Source organism: Microcoleus sp. PH2017_09_SFU_O_A (assembly GCF_020738625.1).
In the GTDB taxonomy this organism is placed as follows: Bacteria; Cyanobacteriota; Cyanobacteriia; order Cyanobacteriales; family Microcoleaceae; genus Microcoleus.
This window is the reverse complement of the sequence record NZ_JAEQCF010000103.1, coordinates 1-17,723: the sequence shown is the minus strand read 5'-3', so window position 1 is coordinate 17,723 and position 17,723 is coordinate 1. Positions and strand designations below refer to the sequence as shown.

The window sequence follows — 17,723 nt, the reverse complement described above, 5'->3', positions numbered from 1 at the left end:
AATGATGTGACGTTCTGTTAGCTGCATTCTCAACCTCCTGACCACATAATACCATGCTTGATTACTTATGCTTACAAACTGAATGAAGTTTTACAATACTCGGCACATTCCCTCATCTAGTAGGTTGGAGAGGGGGAGAGGGGGAGAGGGGGAGAGATGGGTGCTAACTTAGATTGTCACATCCTTAGCGGGCGATCGATGTTTGCGGGTAGGGAAACGGCAGGGTGCGGTGTCCTCCCTCCATCTACCGCCCCTGCACGGCTGGATGTACGATTGTCACATCCTTGGCCGGTTTAGAGGGCAATTTCATCATCCCATCCGGTGGATTTTACCCGTTTCCCACAGTCAGGAGACGGTAGTACCCATTGGTATCAACTTAAGCCGTTAGCCCGCCAGATTCCTGCCGCCCACCCGCCAGCCCGCCAGGGACTCAAGTCCCTGGCTAATAGAAGACAGTCCTCTCAAAAAGGACTAATGAGTTCTTGAGTCCTCTTTGAGAGGACTTTCGCTTTGATGCAGGGGTTTCAGCCCCTGCCGGACTATCGGACTGCGGGTTTGACGTTAAGTTGACACTCCTTGGGTAGTGCCGTGTCCCTACCACGATCGCGCGCCAGACCAAGATTGTGTATATTACAGCACGATTTGACCGCAACACTTAAAATAGTCTGGATTTAGCGATCGACTGCGCCCTTTCCCCATCAATATTTCTCCTTCGCTGGCGGCGCCTGTCAGCCGGAGTCGCGAGGTTCCGCTTCCAAAATGCTGATAATGGTGCACAATTTCAAATTAACAACAAAACTTGCACTGTTTTGAGTAAGCTTTTGGTGGAACAGCTCAGAGAGCCTGTTTCTCAGAATGATGCAAAATATCAAATTTATCATCAATCCTGTCCAATTACCAATTACGAACCTATGCCCCGCCGCCAAGACTTAAAAAAGATTCTCCTGATTGGTTCCGGCCCAATTGTTATCGGCCAAGCGTGCGAGTTCGACTATTCGGGGACACAAGCTTGCAAAGCTTTGCGAGAAGAAGGTTACGAAGTAGTGCTGGTGAATTCCAACCCTGCAACGATTATGACCGATCCGGAAACTGCCGATCGCATTTACATCGAACCCCTAACGCCGGCCATCCTCGAACAAATCATCGCTAAAGAAAGACCTCAAGCAATTTTACCGACTATGGGCGGTCAAACAGCACTAAATTTAGCCGTTGCCGTTGCTAAAAATGGTGTTCTGGAAAAGTACAATGTAGAGTTAATTGGCGCTAAATTACCAGCAATTGAAATGGCCGAAGATCGGCTGTTATTTAAGGAAGCGATGGCACGAATTGGTGTGGCAGTTTGCCCTTCGGGAATTGCTAACAATCTCGACGAGGCCAAAGCAATCGGCCACCAAATCGGTACTTATCCGTTAATTATCCGTCCGGCTTTTACAATGGGCGGCACGGGAGGCGGGATTTCTTACAATCAAGAAGAGTTTGAAGAAATGGCCCAAGGCGGTGTTGATGCTAGTCCGGTATCGCAAATTTTGATCGAACAATCTTTGATCGGTTGGAAAGAGTACGAACTGGAAGTGATGCGGGATTTGGCAGATAATGTAGTGATTATTTGTTCGATCGAGAATCTTGACCCGATGGGCGTGCACACGGGCGATTCGATTACCGTCGCACCAGCCCAAACTCTGACAGACAAAGAATATCAGCGCCTGCGCGATGCTTCGGTTAAAATTATCCGCGAAATTGGAGTAGAAACAGGTGGTTCTAACATTCAATTTGCAGTCAATCCAGTCAACGGCGATTTCATTGTAATTGAAATGAATCCCCGGGTTTCCCGTTCCTCCGCCTTGGCCTCGAAAGCAACAGGTTTCCCGATCGCCAAAATGGCGGCAAAATTAGCAGTAGGTTACACCCTAGACGAAATTTCCAACGATATTACCAAGAAAACTCCCGCGTCTTTTGAACCGACAATTGACTATGTGGTGACGAAGATTCCCCGATTTGCCTTTGAAAAGTTCCCCGGTTCCGAACCGACTCTGACAACGCAAATGAAGTCAGTAGGAGAGGTAATGGCGATCGGGCGCAGCTTCAACGAATCTTTCCAAAAAGCACTGCGGGGATTGGAAACTGGCCGCGCAGGTTTCGGATGCGACAAACCGGAAAAGTTGCCGAGTTTGGAACAAATTCGCGCCGGATTGCGAACGCCAAATCCCGATCGCATTTTTACAGTCCGCCACGCGATGATGATGGGAATGTCCGTGGAAGACATCTTTGAACTCACAGCAATTGACCCCTGGTTTTTGGATAAAATGCAGGAATTGCTGGAAGCCGAGAAGTTTTTGAAACGAACTGCACTCAAACAGTTGACAAAAGACACAATGTTTGAAATAAAGCAGTTGGGATTTAGCGATCGCCAAATTGCTTACGCTACAAAAACATCGGAAGATGAAGTCCGCGCCTACCGCAAACAGTTAGGCGTCATCCCGATTTACAAAACAGTCGATACCTGCGCGGCCGAGTTTGAAGCCTTTACACCATATTACTATTCCACCTACGAAGCTGGAGCAGCAATTTGGGAATTGGGCGATGAAGAAAAGAAGATTTCGCCTGTCGGCCACAGTCTGGCGCCGGAGTCGGAAGTTTTGCCTTCTACTAAGCGCAAAGTCATGATTTTAGGTGGCGGCCCAAACCGGATCGGACAGGGGATTGAGTTTGATTACTGTTGCTGTCACGCTTCCTATTCCCTCGGGGAAGATGGGTTTGAGACAATTATGGTCAACTCGAACCCGGAGACGGTTTCGACAGACTACGATACGAGCGATCGCCTGTATTTTGAACCGCTAACCAAAGAAGATGTTCTCAACATCATCGAGGCGGAAAATCCGGAGGGAGTAATCATTCAATTTGGCGGACAAACGCCGCTGAAATTGGCGATTCCTTTGCAAAAAGCTCTCGAAAATCACCCCGACGTACAAACAAAAATCTGGGGAACTTCCCCGGATTCTATTGATGCGGCAGAAGACAGGGAAAGATTTGAAAAGATTCTGCGGGAATTGGATATTCAGCAAGCTGCTAACGGTTTGGCCCGTAGTTTTCAGGATTCCTTAATAGTAGCTCAACGGATCGGTTATCCAGTAGTTGTGCGGCCGAGTTACGTGTTGGGCGGGCGAGGGATGGAAATTGTTTATTCCGATGCGGAATTGGAACGCTACATGACTTATGCAGTACACGTAGAACCAGATCATCCGATTTTAATTGACAAGTTCTTGGAAAATGCGATCGAGGTTGATGTAGATGCGATCGCCGATGCGACTGGCAATGTCACCATCGGTGGTATTATGGAGCACATCGAAGAAGCGGGCATCCACTCCGGCGACTCGGCTTGTTCCATCCCTTACCAAACGCTTTCCGACGCAGCCTTAGTCACAATCCGCCGCCAGACAATAGAATTAGCCAAAGCCTTGAAAGTCATCGGGTTGATGAACATTCAATTTGCGGTACAAGGCGAACAGGTTTTCATTTTGGAAGCTAACCCGCGCGCTTCTCGTACAGTACCTTTCGTATCCAAAGCAATTGGAGTTCCCCTAGCCAAAATGGCATCGCGAGTCATGTCTGGCCAAACTCTGGAAGCTTTAGGTTTTACTAAAGAGATTATACCAATTCACGTTTCCGTGAAAGAAGCCGTGCTACCGTTTGCTAAATTCCCAGGAACTGATACATTGTTAGGGCCGGAAATGCGATCGACTGGCGAAGTCATGGGAATTGACACAGATTTCGGCAAAGCCTTCGCCAAAGCTCAACTCGGTGCTGGCCAAGTGATGCCGCAGTCTGGAACTGTGTTGGTTTCGATGCGCGATCGCGATAAACTAGCAGTAGTACCAGTAATCAAGGAATTCTTGGAATTGGGTTTCAAAATAGTCGCAACCCACGGTACGCGCAAAGTTTTGCGAGAGCAAGGTTTAGACGTAGATTTGGAATTGAAGCTGCACGAAGGGCGGCCAAATTTGTTGGATTCGATCAAGAATGAGAAAATCCAACTAATTATTACCACACCTTCCGGCGAAGAATCCCGCGCTGACGGCATCTTTATCCGTCGCACAGCTTTGACTTACAAAATCCCAATTATTACCACAATAGCCGGTGCTAAGGCGACAGCATCGGGAATTCGATCGCTCAAATCGCATCCGATGGAAGTGAAAGCAATTCAAGACTATTACCCGCAAGTGTAGAGTTATTGTAGGGTAGGCACTGCATACATTGCTGTAAATTTACGGTATAGGTACGTAGTTGCGCTTCAGCGCTCTTTTATATAAGACAAAAAAGAGCGCTCAAGCGCAACACGGTATAGGTACGTAGTTGCGCTTCAGCGCTCTTTTATTTATTATAGAAAAGAGCGCTCAAGCGCAACAACATACTTTTGAAAGTGGCGTAAGTTATGAAATCTATCTACGCACCGCCCAAAACCTAATCTGAATGAGAATCCAAAGCACCGCTAGACAGCATCAACCTCGGCCAAACCAACAAGAAAAATCCCATCCAAGTCAATAAAGGAATCGCGACTAAAACTGTTATCCAAACAGTTTTTAGCAAAAACCAACTACCAGAAATTAGACTTGTTCCTGTCAAAAGAATCGACCAAGGCTGACACCACCAAGGTTTGTAATTCCAAGGACTAACAGGTTTTTGTTCAGAAACAGTTTTCATATTTGCAGTGATTTTTTATAGATAATAACAGAGTTAGGCTAATCAACCTAATTTAAGCATACAGTACCTGTTCTGCTGTCAGCGTTAATTCTGGAAAAGTCCGAGACACAATTCGATCGCTGCCCTTAAACGTAGTTGTTTGATAATTACCGTCTGCATCCAAAAGGTGGACAAATACAGTCGCAACTTTCGGCTTTCCGATGAATTTTGAGCTAGCAATTCCCAAATAATCCACAACCCAATATTCTGAAATTCCGAGACGCTGATACTCATCAAATTTGTGAATATAATCGACATTCCAATTCATTGATGTTACCTCCACCGCCAACTGAATTGGTTCGCGCAAGGCAGCATAAGCCGAGCGGTCATATCGCCACAAATCGCGATCGATTACACTGACATCGGGTCTCCGCCCTTGTTCTACTCCAGCTTTATTTACAGTTCTGATAGCTGTTTGGCTTGTCACTACATAATTTAAGCTCAGATTTTTGATTTGAGCGTAAAAAGAGTCACGGATGTAGCCGGCAACATCAATATGATTTCGGGTTGAAATTATTTCGACAATTTCTCCATTTACCAGTTCATAGAGTCCATCTTCGGGACATTCTACAAGAAATTGGTCAAAGGTCAACTTTTCTGTGACTGTTGCAATCATAAGATATCCTTATTTTGCAGGAATACTATTAGTCTATACTAGCACAGACAAGAATGAATTTGTTTTTTTGACCGCAGATGAAGGCGGATGAGCGGGGACGAACAAAAGATCGTGAAGCGAAGCTATCGGGAGCGTGAATCACCCTTCTGATATTTGACACTAAATATTTGACGCTGATATTTCACGAAAATGGTAAAATGCGATCGCCCTAGCAAGTTGCATTTAAATATGTTACTGACTTGATACAGTAAAGTGACAATGCTAAAAACCGAGCCACTCCAAGGTCAATCCTGAACCATGAGACTAGACGAAGCCGTAGAATTTGCCGAAAACCCAGAGCCACGGTGTCCCTGCGTCCTCCTGCTGGACACCTCCGGCTCCATGCAAGGCGCACCCATAGACGCTTTGAATGAGGGGCTGGAAGTTTTTAGGAATGACTTAATTAAAGATGAACTAGCTAAAAAGCGAGTCGAAGTCGCAATTATTTCCTTTGACAATAATATCAAAGTCGTGCAAGACTTCGTGACCGCCGATCAGTTCGAGACACCGCTGCTGACAGCCCAAGGACAAACCCACATGGGCGCCGGCATTCAGCTAGCACTAGACACCATTGCAGCCCGCAAATCCGAATACCGCAACAACGGCATTACCTATTACCGCCCGTGGGTATTTATGATTACCGACGGCGAACCTCAAGGCGAATCGGACGATGTTGTGGAAATCGCAGCACAGCGGATCAAAGAGGAAGAAACTAACAAGCGCGTGGCTTTTTTTGCAGTCGGTGTGGAAGGTGCGAATATCTCCCGTCTCGCGGAAATTGTCGATCGCACTCCTGTAAAATTAAAAGGATTAGACTTTCGAGAGATGTTCATTTGGCTGTCGGCTAGTATGCAGAGAGTTTCTCACTCAAAAATTGACGAACAAGTCGCACTTCCACCGCCCGGATGGGGAACTGTTTAGTCAGTTGGCAGTTTGCAGTTGGCAGTTTGCATCAGTCATTGGTAAGGTGCGAAGTGCTTACAATGAATTGGGAGAATCTCAATTTTGCTTTAAAAGTGCGAGCGTCCCCGCTCGCTTGGTTATAGAAGCGAGCGTCCCCGCTCGCTTGGTTATAGAAGCGAGCGGGGACGATCGCTTGGTTATAGAAGCGAGCGGGGACGCTCGCACTACTACATAAAAATGCTTTTTACAACAATGAGATGCTCCCAATAAATTTCCATAGTTTTGAATTTACGAAGTTTTGAATACAAGAGTTATTAATGGATAATTCATTATTTAATTGGCAAGTTGTAGCCGCATCGGTGACTGGTACGAGCCACGAAAAACGATCGCAACCCTGTCAAGATGCCCACTGTTGGCGCGTCTTGTCTAACGGTGTTTTGGTAGCAGCGGTAGCTGACGGCGCGGGTTCGGCTGCACTGGCAGAAGTGGGGGCAAAAATTGCTGTGGAAGCGGTTGTGGAAACGATTTGTCAACAGGATTTGCAGCCTGAAAGTGACGAGGAATGGCAGGTATTTTTCACAGCATCCCTGCAAGTTGCGCGGGCGGCTGTGGAAGCGGAAGCTGCAACCCGGGAAGTGGCGGCGAGGGATTTAGCTTGCACTTTAATTGCGGTTGTGGCTACGCCGGAATTGATCGCGGTTGCTCAAATTGGCGATGGTGCGGCGGTGGCGGGCGATAGTGCGGGAAATGCGATCGCCCTTACGATACCTCCCTGCGGTGAATATATCAATGAAACCATATTTTTGATTTCGCCAAATGCGATCGAAACAGCGCAATTTCAGGTAATGCGGGAACCCCTGCGGCACTTGGCTGTGTTTTCCGACGGCTTGCAAATGCTCGCTCTCAAAATCCCGGAAGGTACGCCCCACGGGCCGTTTTTTGCACCTTTGTTTCGGTTTTCGGGCACGGCGAAGGAAGATGCGGATGCAAAAGAGCAATTAGAGTCGTTTTTGCGATCGCCCCGCGTGTGCGATCGCACCGATGATGACTTAACATTATTGTTAGCAACTTTTTCGAGTTCGGAGGCACAGGACAATTAAAAATAAACATATTGAAAAAGCCAACATCCATCTGCGTCAATCGGCATTTATCTGCGGTAAAAAATTCCCGATTCTGAATTTGGCAACAAGTCTAATCGCTTCAAATGAATGAGCGGCGAAAATTTGGTGCGCTTCTATAATAAAATCGAGGTGTCAACAATTCTGGTTTAATCTGTACAGTAGGTCGTCACTTGCAAGCACAAGAGATTAAGGATAAGCTCAACTCCCTAATTAGCGAAGCAGATCTTATAGATCCGAGTTTGGCGAGAAGATTGGATGAAATCAATCGCTGGGTGAAAGATGTCAAACCCGGTTCGCTAACTGCTAAGAAATTTGTGCTGGCTTTTTTGCTACAGCTTATGCGAGATTCTCAGGTTTGGCTGGCGCTTCAATCCCTATCTTCGGAAAGAGATCGAGAAACGGCGTTTGAGTCAATGACTCCGGGCGAAAGGTATTGGTACGGCTATCTATTTCCTAAATGGCTGAGTGAAAACGATCGCAAATTTTACATCTGGAAACAAAAACTCAAGGCGGGTAAATTCGATCCGGCTGACGATCGCGTCATTCGTGCGATCGCCGCCCGGATAGTCGAACGCCAAGGCAGTGTTTTGTATCGCTATGTAGCAGATCTTTCTATGGCTACCGATTCGATCGTCAGCAACCGCCAACAGCAGCCCCTGTGCATTCAAGTCACTACTCTTTCTGATGAATTTTCTCAACAAAAATATGAAAATTGGCAACAAACTCTTCGAGGTTGGGGGATTGACAGAGGACTATTTTTAAGTTATGATACAAAAGATGCAAATTTCCTGAACCAGTTAGTTAACATTGCATTATATAATAGTGATAATTTGCCCGCAGGTCGCTACCTCAAATTCCCATAAATTCACCCGATCTGCTGCTGAGAATAGTTCGACTGCTCAAAATTCGGTGAACAAGAAATTTTGAATAACTCGCATATTGCAGAATTTTAGACAATGCCACCAACTTAATCATCAGCCCGCTTCCATTGGGCCCGAAGGCTACGCCAAGATTTTTCCTCCCATTCTCTGTTTCCCGGGGGGATATGGCAAAGTGCGGAAACAGGTAATTGATACGAATGCTAAACAACGAGAAGATTTACGGCAGCAATCAATAGCGGTAAGGTGTGTAATTCGCACCCTACAAAAGATAGAGGTTCTGCGTAATTCCTGGCCCAGCAACGGGAAGATTTACCGCAGCAATCAATAGCCGTAAGGTGCACGGCCCGATGGCTGCCTGTGAAAGATAGAGGTTCTCCGGAATTCTTGGCTGAGAAATGGGAAAATTTACCGAAACAATCAATCTATTCATTCAGTTGACAATTGACAGTTGACCGCTTGAGGGCATTTGACAATCATAAGGAAGAGGATTGGAGTAATGAATAGTCTTCTCTTAATTCCTCCCGATCGGGCTTGGGGCTTTAAACCAATTCTTTCAGGTAAAATAACTAGCAACTGGGTATAAATTGAATTGAGATTAGATTGAAGTGCGCTGAAATTGTTGGAATAAAATCAAATTACATCAAAATCAATACTATGACAGTAAAAGGTACAAGCACCGTTGAAAGCAATTTACAAAAAGTCTTTGAAGAACTAGAATCTGCCCGAAAAATGCAGGATGATTGGATGCACCACGGGGTGGATTTTGTTGATTTGTATGTGGAAAATGCTGGCGGTGATTGGTTGGAAAAGTGGGCAAAATGTGAAGAAGAATTAGAGCAGATAAAATTTAAACAGGTAGATATTGAAGCAGTCAAAGTAGCGATCGGCATTTCGGACTTTGGGCAAACCGAACTGCTGGAAACGGCCTTGAGCAGCCGCTGCGATCGCCCGGAGGAGTCTCCGGCTGGGGAAGATGTGAAGCAAAAACGGCTTTCACTCTTAGGCGGAGCGATTTTCGGTGCTGTTGTTACCGATTACCTGTACCGCGAATATCCCGAACTCGACTGCGATGCGATTTCAACCTTAAAAGCTCGTTTAGCAGACAGTCAAAAACTCTCGGAATTTGCCGAAAATCTGAAATTGAACGAACTCTGTCGGGGAGCCGCCAGCGGGAAAGCAACAGAACAAAGCGAGTACAATAAATTTTTAGCCCAGATTTTTGAGGCTTTGTCGGGGGCGATTTACTTGGAATTCGATCGCGATTTTTTGCGTGCGGGTAACTGGCTGATCCAGCAGTCGATCGAAGGAACGATGGGCGAACACTTAGATCTAACTCAGCAGTCGAAAAGTACGCTCTTAAACGAGCTAAAACGGCGGGAAATCTTGGGTGCGGACATTCTAGAGGCGATCGCGATCGACTATTTGTACAACCGCTTTCCCGATCGCAACAGCAGCCAGTTAACCCGCTGGAAAAATCTGTTAGCCGCCAAAGAGATTTTTCCCAAAGACTTTAAGGCAAAATTAGGCAGTCATTACCTGGAATTGGAGAGCAATTTCTCGCGCACCCGCGACTGGTTGGTGGATAACTTCATCAAAACCGCAGTTGACGAACTGGAAGACGAAACAGGCGATCGGTTCATCAGTTGACAGTTGACAGTTGACAGTTGACAGCTACCTCTTGTGTGGATAGAAGAGGATTGGAGCAATGAATCATTTTCTTTGATTTCCCCCTAAACGGGGAGGCTTCAGACCCAATTTTATCGGTTAAACTAAAATCAACTCATTAAAAAGAATGGGAAAACAGCAATGGTTACACAACTGCAATCTCCCGAAAAATCAAATGTCATCTACCCCGACGATAACGGCGAACCGATGTCAAACAATACAGATCAGTTTCGATTAATTGTTTGGATTAAAGAAAACTTAGAATTGCTGTTTGCAAATGACCAGAATGTTTTTGTAGCGGGTGACTTGCTGTGGTATCCGGTGGAAGGAAATAATAAACTATGCCAAGCGCCAGATGTGATGGCAGTTTTTGGCATCCCCAAAGGATATCGAGGTTCTTACCAACAGTGGAACGAAGGTAATATTGCACCGCAAGTCGCCTTTGAAATTTGGTCGCCGGGAAATCGTCTGACTCCGATGATTCAAAAATTTCAATTTTACGAACGCTACGGTGTGGAAGAATACTATTTGTACAACCCGCAAACTTTAGAACTGACAGGATGGTTGCAGGTTGAGTCACAATTTGAAGCGATCGAACAAATGGACGGCTGGATCAGTCCGAGACTGGGAGTGCGGTTTCAATTATCTCAAACAGGACTCGAAATGTTCGGGGCTAACCAAGAACCGTTTATGAATTTTGTGGAACTCGATCGACTGCGACAGCAAGCCGAGGCGCGGGCCGAACAGGCAGAAATGCTGCTGGAACAAGAACGATCGCGATCGCAAGCCTTAGAATTAAGACTCCGAGACATGGGAATAGAGCCCGATCGACTGTAACCACAATTGCAAAATTGAACTATGGTGGAACAGGCATCTTGCCTGTTGCTGAGTTTTTCAGGACGGGCATGATGCCCATCCCACAATAAAATAGAATTATCGGTTTATCAGTGGGGTCGCTTTCTTCAATCTAAAATCTCAGATCTAAAATTCACGCATGAAAATTGGGGCTGAAGCCTTCCCGTTTAGGGGGAAATCAAATCCTCTTCTATCGACGGCTATGGGTAGCTGTCAACTGTCAACACTCCAATCCTCTTCTATCGACGGAAAAGATAGCTGTTAACTGTCAACTGTCAACTGTCAACTGTCAACTGATGACTAATCCTCTATCCCCTAACGGAATTCTATGCAGTTGCAACGCCAATTTAGCGGACAACTGATTGCGATCGACACCAACAGCGCGATCGCCAGTGGCGGTCAAGGTCGCATCTACCCGATCGCCAAAGACTCGTCCCTGGTAGCAAAAATCTACCACAAACCGACAGACGAAGACGGCGACAAACTCACAGTCATGTTCAGTATGCCGCCGGATGCGCCGATCGCGGAACCGGGACACGCCTCAATTGCTTGGCCTCTCGATTTGCTGCATACTGTCGGCGGGCGCGAAAAAATCGTCGGTTTTGTGATGCCGCGCGTCAAGAAAGTGCTGCCGGTACACACTTTCTACACTCCCAAAACCAGGCGCGAACAAAAACCCCTATTTAACTATCTTTACCTCCACCGCACCGCCAGAAACCTCGCTTCGGCTGTAAATGCCCTCCACGTCAGGGGTTACGTCATTGGAGATGTCAACGAGTCGAATATTCTTGTCACGGATACGGCTTTAGTAACGCTGGTAGACACCGATTCGTTTCAAGTGCGCGATCCTTATACAGGTTACGTTTATCGGTGTCCCGTGGGGAAACCCGAGTTTACTCCGCCGGAATTGCAGGGCCAGACTTTCCGCGATATCGATCGAGCCCCAGAGCACGATTTGTTCGGTTTGGGGGTATTAATTTTTCAATTGTTAATGGAAGGTACGCACCCGTTTTCGGGAGTGTATCTCGGTAGCGACGAACCGCCGTCTTTGGAGGCGAGAATTCGATCGGGCCATTTCCCCAGCGGTACCAAGCGGATACCCTACCGCCCGATGCCCGCAGCGCCATCTTTCGAGATGCTGCATCCCCGGCTGCGACAGATGTTTATCCGCTGTTTTGAGGAAGGGCACCGGAATCCGTCGGCGCGCCCGGATGCGAAAACTTGGGTGAATGCGATTCGGGAAGCGGAAGATTCTCTACTTACTTGCAGCAAAAACACTCAGCACAAATACGGAAATCATCTGAGTCGGTGCCCTTGGTGCGATCGGGCAAAACTCCTCAAAGGTCGCGATCCGTTTCCTTCGCGGCAGGCAGTCAGCAACGGATTGCACTTGCAGCCCGCCAAAACCAAGCGTAAAAAGCCCCAACCACCACCCGTCGTGAGGGAGACCGCAGTGCGCCGACAACAGCCCTCGACGGGGCTGCCGCGCCAACTGGGCAACTATCAAATGCCGATGCTACCGATTCCTTCTCGGAGTCGGACTCCGGCGCCTCAGATTCCCCCTAGCAAGTTTGAGCGGATTGTTCAGGATGCTGCTTGGGGTGGTGTTTGGGGTACTTTGTGTTTGGCGGCGGTGGCGGGGATTTTTTCGGCGATCGCGGAGGGCGGCGGCGCGATTTTGGGGGCAATTTTTGTCGGTTCGATTTGGGGCAGTTTTTTTGGGATGATGTGGGGCATTTTTACTTTGTCGCCGAACCAGATTTGGCGGAAGTGGGGGGGAGTTTTGCTGGGGACTCTCTGGGGGGCTTTCTTTTTGGCTGCGATCAGCGGTGTGGTGTTTGGGGCGATTAGTGATAATCGGGCGATCGGGCAAGGGATTTTGTCGGGCGCGGGGATTGGTACTGTCTGGGGCTGTATTTGGGCGGCTTTTTCGCCTCCTCTGGCACTGCCGGTGGGGAGGGTGTGGGGCCGGCGGGGAGCATTTTTGGGGGCGGTTTGGGGAGCGTTTTTAGGAACTTTGGCTGGTGTTTTGCTGGGGGCTGGGTTGGTGGTTTGGCAGCAATATAACGGGCAGATGCGGCCGACGATCGAGTTTGGGGGTTTGTTGCTGGGTGTGGCAATTGTGGCGGCGGGTGTGGGTGCGATTGGAGGTTTAGTTTCTGGGAGTTTGTTGGGTGTTTGCGGGTTTGCGCCGAAGCTGCCGGTGTCGTTTCAGCCTTCGGGAATTCGGGGTGCGGCTTTGGGTGCGATTTGGGGGAGTTTTTTGGCGACTTTTGCAGGTGCGGTGTTGGGGGCGGGGGTTTGTGCGATATTTCCGACTCTGGGCGGTGGGGTGTCGGTGCAGTTGGCCCCTGTCGTAGGTGCGATCGTGGGGGCTGGTTTGGGGGCGATTTGGGGGGTAATTTCGGGTGCTGTTTGGGGCGCGTTGGGCAAGTGGTGATTTGGTTGATGTGTGTTTTTGGCTGGAAAATCCGTGAATGGGTAGGTGTTAAAATTGAGGTGTTAAATTTTGGGGCTACAATGTGTGTGGTGCAAGAGTTTGAGGCTCTCTGTCTCAAGAAACGATTCACGGAAAATCTGAAAGTATTATGGGATAAGGGTTTGGAGTGAATATGAAAAATTGGATATTGACAAGTCGAAGGCTGAAATGGTACTTTTGTTTTAGATTCACGGAACTGAACCTTGAAAACCAAATACCGCAAGGCTTCTGGAACGGGCGGCCGCAAAAACCCTAAATCCCTATCAGGGATTGAAACATTTTTCTGGGCGGCGAGGTAAAGGCTGCCCCGCGATCGGCCGCAAAAACCCTAAATCCCTATCAGGGATTGAAACATTGGATAATTTTATCAAATCTACTCATCCCAGTGTGCCGCAAAAACCCTAAATCCCTATCAGGGATTGAAACCTTTTGCCCAAGATTTTTACAGGGAATTTGAATGGCCGCAAAAACCCTAAATCCCTATCAGGGATTGAAACATGAATTCTGCGAACCTTGCAGCGAGGTATTTGCCAAAGCCGCAAAAACCCTAAATCCCTATCAGGGATTGAAACGAACTTTTGACTCCGATCGCAAATCTAACTGCAACTAGCCGCAAAAACCCTAAATCCCTATCAGGGATTGAAACTTTTCATCAGGATTCACGTAAAACCTGCTGATTGCCGCAAAAACCCTAAATCCCTATCAGGGATTGAAACTTCCATAATTACCTCGCTTTGATGTGCTTTATCCATGCCGCAAAAACCCTAAATCCCTATCAGGGATTGAAACTTGGATTTTTTCCATATACTCTAGAAATGGCGCCGCAAAAACCCTAAATCCCTATCAGGGATTGAAACTTTACTAAACCAGCAGAAATACGTAAATGCTTCTAACGCCGCAAAAACCCTAAATCCCTATCAGGGATTGAAACTTTTCACTTGCAATCGCAACTGAAAACTGTTCCAAAGCCGCAAAAACCCTAAATCCCTATCAGGGATTGAAACAAATCTAGAATTTTATTTACCATCGTGATGCTTGTCGCCGCAAAAACCCTAAATCCCTATCAGGGATTGAAACAATCAAAATTCAGCCCAGGCAGGCTATTCAAAAGCCGCGCCGCAAAAACCCTAAATCCCTATCAGGGATTGAAACATTTCTGAATTCTGGATACCCATCCAAGCCAATCTATGCCGCAAAAACCCTAAATCCCTATCAGGGATTGAAACGGGTGTGAGATCTGTCAATTTCCACCACCGCATTCAGAGCCGCAAAAACCCTAAATCCCTATCAGGGATTGAAACAAATTTAGTGGGTGAGAAACTAAACGAATTGCCCTCCAGCCGCAAAAACCCTAAATCCCTATCAGGGATTGAAACCCGTCGTGCCAATGAAGGACTTCTCGATTGCATACGCGGCGCCGCAAAAACCCTAAATCCCTATCAGGGATTGAAACCCGGTTTGGCATCGGAATTGGAGATTCCAGAAGTGGAGGCAGGCCGCAAAAACCCTAAATCCCTATCAGGGATTGAAACTTCGATACGGCAGAGGAAATCGGCAAGTCGCAACAGCGGGGAGCCGCAAAAACCCTAAATCCCTATCAGGGATTGAAACTATTAATTCCAGGCGCCAAAGGAGATATAAAGATTCACAGCCGCAAAAACCCTAAATCCCTATCAGGGATTGAAACATAAGTCATTTTCCACCTCACCAGCACCGGTTACGCGCCGCAAAAACCCTAAATCCCTATCAGGGATTGAAACTGGAGCAAGAGGTGGAATTGCGATCGATCCTGCTGCCGCAAAAACCCTAAATCCCTATCAGGGATTGAAACAATCCGACATCGATCGAATGGGCGCAAAAATTAAAGCAATTTTCGCCGCAAAAACCCTAAATCCCTATCAGGGATTGAAACCCGAATTTCCTCTGCAACATCCCATCGACCCAGCGCCGCAAAAACCCTAAATCCCTATCAGGGATTGAAACTAGAAGCGGATGCAGCGGCGTTATTGCTATCACTAATAGCCGCAAAAACCCTAAATCCCTATCAGGGATTGAAACTTTGAGTAGTAACTTCTCTGATAGTGACTTGACTAATGCCGCAAAAACCCTAAATCCCTATCAGGGATTGAAACACCGGGGTGCAAATTAGATACAGCTTTGATTTTGCAAGCCGCAAAAACCCTAAATCCCTATCAGGGATTGAAACACACAAAAATGCAGGTAAGCAACGGTTTTGTATTGCCGCAAAAACCCTAAATCCCTATCAGGGATTGAAACAGCCTGGGATTCTGAAGTATCCCAGGCGATCGCGCCGCAAAAACCCTAAATCCCTATCAGGGATTGAAACCTTGGTGGCCACATTGTTGGCATTCCGTCCCATACGGCTCAGGCCGCAAAAACCCTAAATCCCTATCAGGGATTGAAACTCCGCACGCACACCGGATTTGATTTTGGAAGCGCGCCGCAAAAACCCTAAATCCCTATCAGGGATTGAAACTGAGTTCGATTCGCTTGTCTGGGGTCGCTGATCGGCGCCGCAAAAACCCTAAATCCCTATCAGGGATTGAAACCCTGATAGGTAGAGGGTTAGTAATTGACGAGTTTCTTGCCGCAAAAACCCTAAATCCCTATCAGGGATTGAAACACGTACTCGGGGGAACAGCCGCATTGAACCGACCGAAGCGAGCCGCAAAAACCCTAAATCCCTATCAGGGATTGAAACACTCTATTTTTCTTGTCCAGTCCCCGGAAAGAGCCGCAAAAACCCTAAATCCCTATCAGGGATTGAAACCACCTTGCTAATCGAGGTAATTGGATGGCAATCGGGGCCGCAAAAACCCTAAATCCCTATCAGGGATTGAAACCCATCAAGGGCGAAGAAAATAACTGATTTGTCAGACAAGCCGCAAAAACCCTAAATCCCTATCAGGGATTGAAACGGAGGTACTGAATCGAGATAGCAGGCTACTCGAATCACGCCGCAAAAACCCTAAATCCCTATCAGGGATTGAAACATTTAATATTTTTTCGATTTCAGCGTCTGACAATGGCGCCGCAAAAACCCTAAATCCCTATCAGGGATTGAAACAATATCCTTAGCTGGCTAGCATTAAGCGAGACGGAGTTGACTCCCCCGCGCCGCAAAAACCCTAAATCCCTATCAGGGATTGAAACAATTGGTACCATCCCGCAAAGAAGCTTATGCGCTGCCGCAAAAACCCTAAATCCCTATCAGGGATTGAAACCCCGGCTAATTCGGCCAGTGCCGACGGGGAAAGGGCTGCCGCAAAAACCCTAAATCCCTATCAGGGATTGAAACGGTCGTTGTGCGAACAAGAAGAAAAGTATTCGAGCCGCAAAAACCCTAAATCCCTATCAGGGATTGAAACAAATTATTTTTAATATTTAAGGCAAATTTCCGCAAAGCCGCAAAAACCCTAAATCCCTATCAGGGATTGAAACGTAGCGATTCGACGACTATCGAAGAGTCGAACCAGGGAGGCCGCAAAAACCCTAAATCCCTATCAGGGATTGAAACGTAACCAGTCAGCACAATGATGTGACCAAATTGCGCCGCAAAAACCCTAAATCCCTATCAGGGATTGAAACGATAAGAATAGGAATCACTATCAACTCTTTGACTTGCCGCAAAAACCCTAAATCCCTATCAGGGATTGAAACATATCAGAAATCTTCGCTAGTTGTTCAGATGTATACTCGAAAGCCGCAAAAACCCTAAATCCCTATCAGGGATTGAAACCAATGATCCGGATTTATAATTGATTTTATTTTCGCCGCAAAAACCCTAAATCCCTATCAGGGATTGAAACTTCGACTTCTCGAAGCAAAAGCAATTCCTTTGAGCCGCAAAAACCCTAAATCCCTATCAGGGATTGAAACGAGACGGATAGCGCTTGAACTCAACGGTGTTGTGCCGCAAAAACCCTAAATCCCTATCAGGGATTGAAACCTGGGCTTCTTCTATGTTCAAACGGCCTTGGGCGCCGCAAAAACCCTAAATCCCTATCAGGGATTGAAACGTGCAGGGACAGTTGAAAGCAGGCGAACACTTGGCCGCAAAAACCCTAAATCCCTATCAGGGATTGAAACAAAATCTTAGCGACGAAGATACAGGATTTTAAGCGCCGCAAAAACCCTAAATCCCTATCAGGGATTGAAACAATAAATTCTTGTGCTGTCGCAACCATGCCACCGCCGCAAAAACCCTAAATCCCTATCAGGGATTGAAACTCGCCAAAAGATTCGACTGAACTTGAGTTTGCCAAAGCCGCAAAAACCCTAAATCCCTATCAGGGATTGAAACATCCGGGCTCTCCTGACTTTATGGTGTATAATGTAACAAACAATACATTTACTGTCATGGACTTTTATTTAGACTATATATTAGACTTGCCTGGAGTCAAGAT

12 protein-coding genes and 1 CRISPR repeat array are annotated in these 17,723 nt (G+C 47.0%); of the genes, 9 read left to right on the top strand and 3 right to left on the bottom strand.

What is annotated here, in order from left to right; translation table 11 throughout:
• Nucleotides 1-156 precede the first annotated feature (156 nt).
• Nucleotides 157-297 (top strand): hypothetical protein, encoded by a 141-nt coding sequence (locus JGK16_RS28910; RefSeq protein WP_293186273.1) that lies wholly within the window; start codon nt 157-159, stop codon nt 295-297.
• 333 nt (nt 298-630) lie between these two features.
• Here JGK16_RS28910 and JGK16_RS28905 read toward each other — a convergent pair whose 3' ends face one another.
• Nucleotides 631-777, bottom strand: coding sequence for a hypothetical protein (locus JGK16_RS28905; protein ID WP_293193436.1), 147 nt, complete (start codon nt 775-777; stop codon nt 631-633).
• A gap of 134 nt (nt 778-911) precedes the next feature.
• On the opposite strand from JGK16_RS28905, the gene carB reads away from it, so the two are divergent.
• The gene (carB, locus tag JGK16_RS28900) at nt 912-4,223 is read left to right on the top strand and encodes a carbamoyl-phosphate synthase large subunit (protein ID WP_293186274.1); all 3,312 of its coding nucleotides are present in this window, start codon (nt 912-914) and stop codon (nt 4,221-4,223) included.
• A gap of 235 nt (nt 4,224-4,458) precedes the next feature.
• Here carB and JGK16_RS28895 read toward each other — a convergent pair whose 3' ends face one another.
• Both JGK16_RS28895 and JGK16_RS28890 read right to left on the bottom strand, forming a co-directional pair.
• Nucleotides 4,459-4,698, bottom strand: coding sequence for a DUF6737 family protein (locus JGK16_RS28895; protein WP_293186272.1), 240 nt, complete (start codon nt 4,696-4,698; stop codon nt 4,459-4,461).
• 52 nt (nt 4,699-4,750) lie between these two features.
• Nucleotides 4,751-5,353: a Uma2 family endonuclease gene (locus JGK16_RS28890; protein WP_293186270.1), complete on the bottom strand. Its 603-nt coding sequence runs from the start codon at nt 5,351-5,353 to the stop codon at nt 4,751-4,753.
• A 297-nt stretch (nt 5,354-5,650) separates the two neighbouring features.
• Here JGK16_RS28890 and JGK16_RS28885 point away from each other — a divergent pair, with 297 nt between their 5' ends.
• From JGK16_RS28885 to JGK16_RS28855, 7 genes are all read left to right on the top strand, one after another.
• A complete protein-coding gene (locus JGK16_RS28885) occupies nt 5,651-6,313 on the top strand; it encodes a VWA domain-containing protein (RefSeq protein ID WP_293186269.1) in 663 nt (220 codons plus the stop codon).
• Complete coding sequence (locus JGK16_RS28880) at nt 6,267-6,530, top strand: hypothetical protein (protein WP_293203551.1); 264 nt, start codon at nt 6,267-6,269, stop codon at nt 6,528-6,530. The genes JGK16_RS28885 and JGK16_RS28880 overlap by 47 nt, the downstream gene beginning before the upstream one ends.
• Before the next feature lie 82 nt (nt 6,531-6,612).
• The gene (locus JGK16_RS28875) at nt 6,613-7,395 is read left to right on the top strand and encodes a PP2C family serine/threonine-protein phosphatase (RefSeq protein ID WP_293186267.1); all 783 of its coding nucleotides are present in this window, start codon (nt 6,613-6,615) and stop codon (nt 7,393-7,395) included.
• 191 nt (nt 7,396-7,586) lie between these two features.
• Nucleotides 7,587-8,279 carry a hypothetical protein gene (locus JGK16_RS28870; RefSeq protein WP_293186266.1) on the top strand — a complete coding sequence of 231 codons (693 nt, stop codon included), beginning with the start codon at nt 7,587-7,589 and terminating at the stop codon, nt 8,277-8,279.
• Between the two features lie 672 nt (nt 8,280-8,951).
• Entirely contained in the window at nt 8,952-9,944 is a 993-nt protein-coding gene (locus JGK16_RS28865; RefSeq protein ID WP_293193437.1) for a ribonuclease III domain-containing protein, read from the top strand.
• A gap of 159 nt (nt 9,945-10,103) precedes the next feature.
• Nucleotides 10,104-10,799 (top strand): Uma2 family endonuclease, encoded by a 696-nt coding sequence (locus tag JGK16_RS28860; protein WP_293186262.1) that lies wholly within the window; start codon nt 10,104-10,106, stop codon nt 10,797-10,799.
• A gap of 346 nt (nt 10,800-11,145) precedes the next feature.
• Nucleotides 11,146-13,257 carry a DNA-binding protein gene (locus JGK16_RS28855; protein ID WP_293193438.1) on the top strand — a complete coding sequence of 704 codons (2,112 nt, stop codon included), beginning with the start codon at nt 11,146-11,148 and terminating at the stop codon, nt 13,255-13,257.
• A 279-nt stretch (nt 13,258-13,536) separates the two neighbouring features.
• A CRISPR array of direct repeats spans nt 13,537-17,620; the repeat unit is 37 nt; unit sequence GCCGCAAAAACCCTAAATCCCTATCAGGGATTGAAAC.
• Between the last annotated feature and the right edge of the window lie 103 nt (nt 17,621-17,723).

Bases quoted from the DNA above. Each gene is read 5' to 3' on its own strand.
- JGK16_RS28885 (WP_293186269.1), top strand. From the start codon at position 5,651: ATGAGACTAGACGAAGCCGTAGAATTTGCCGAAAACCCAGAGCCACGG.
- JGK16_RS28875 (WP_293186267.1), top strand. From the start codon at position 6,613: ATGGATAATTCATTATTTAATTGGCAAGTTGTAGCCGCATCGGTGACT.
- JGK16_RS28890 (WP_293186270.1), bottom strand. From the start codon at position 5,353: ATGATTGCAACAGTCACAGAAAAGTTGACCTTTGACCAATTTCTTGTA.
- JGK16_RS28865 (WP_293193437.1), top strand. From the start codon at position 8,952: ATGACAGTAAAAGGTACAAGCACCGTTGAAAGCAATTTACAAAAAGTC.
- JGK16_RS28910 (WP_293186273.1), top strand. From the start codon at position 157: ATGGGTGCTAACTTAGATTGTCACATCCTTAGCGGGCGATCGATGTTT.
- JGK16_RS28895 (WP_293186272.1), bottom strand. From the start codon at position 4,698: ATGAAAACTGTTTCTGAACAAAAACCTGTTAGTCCTTGGAATTACAAA.
- JGK16_RS28855 (WP_293193438.1), top strand. From the start codon at position 11,146: ATGCAGTTGCAACGCCAATTTAGCGGACAACTGATTGCGATCGACACC.
- JGK16_RS28860 (WP_293186262.1), top strand. From the start codon at position 10,104: ATGGTTACACAACTGCAATCTCCCGAAAAATCAAATGTCATCTACCCC.
- carB (WP_293186274.1), top strand. From the start codon at position 912: ATGCCCCGCCGCCAAGACTTAAAAAAGATTCTCCTGATTGGTTCCGGC.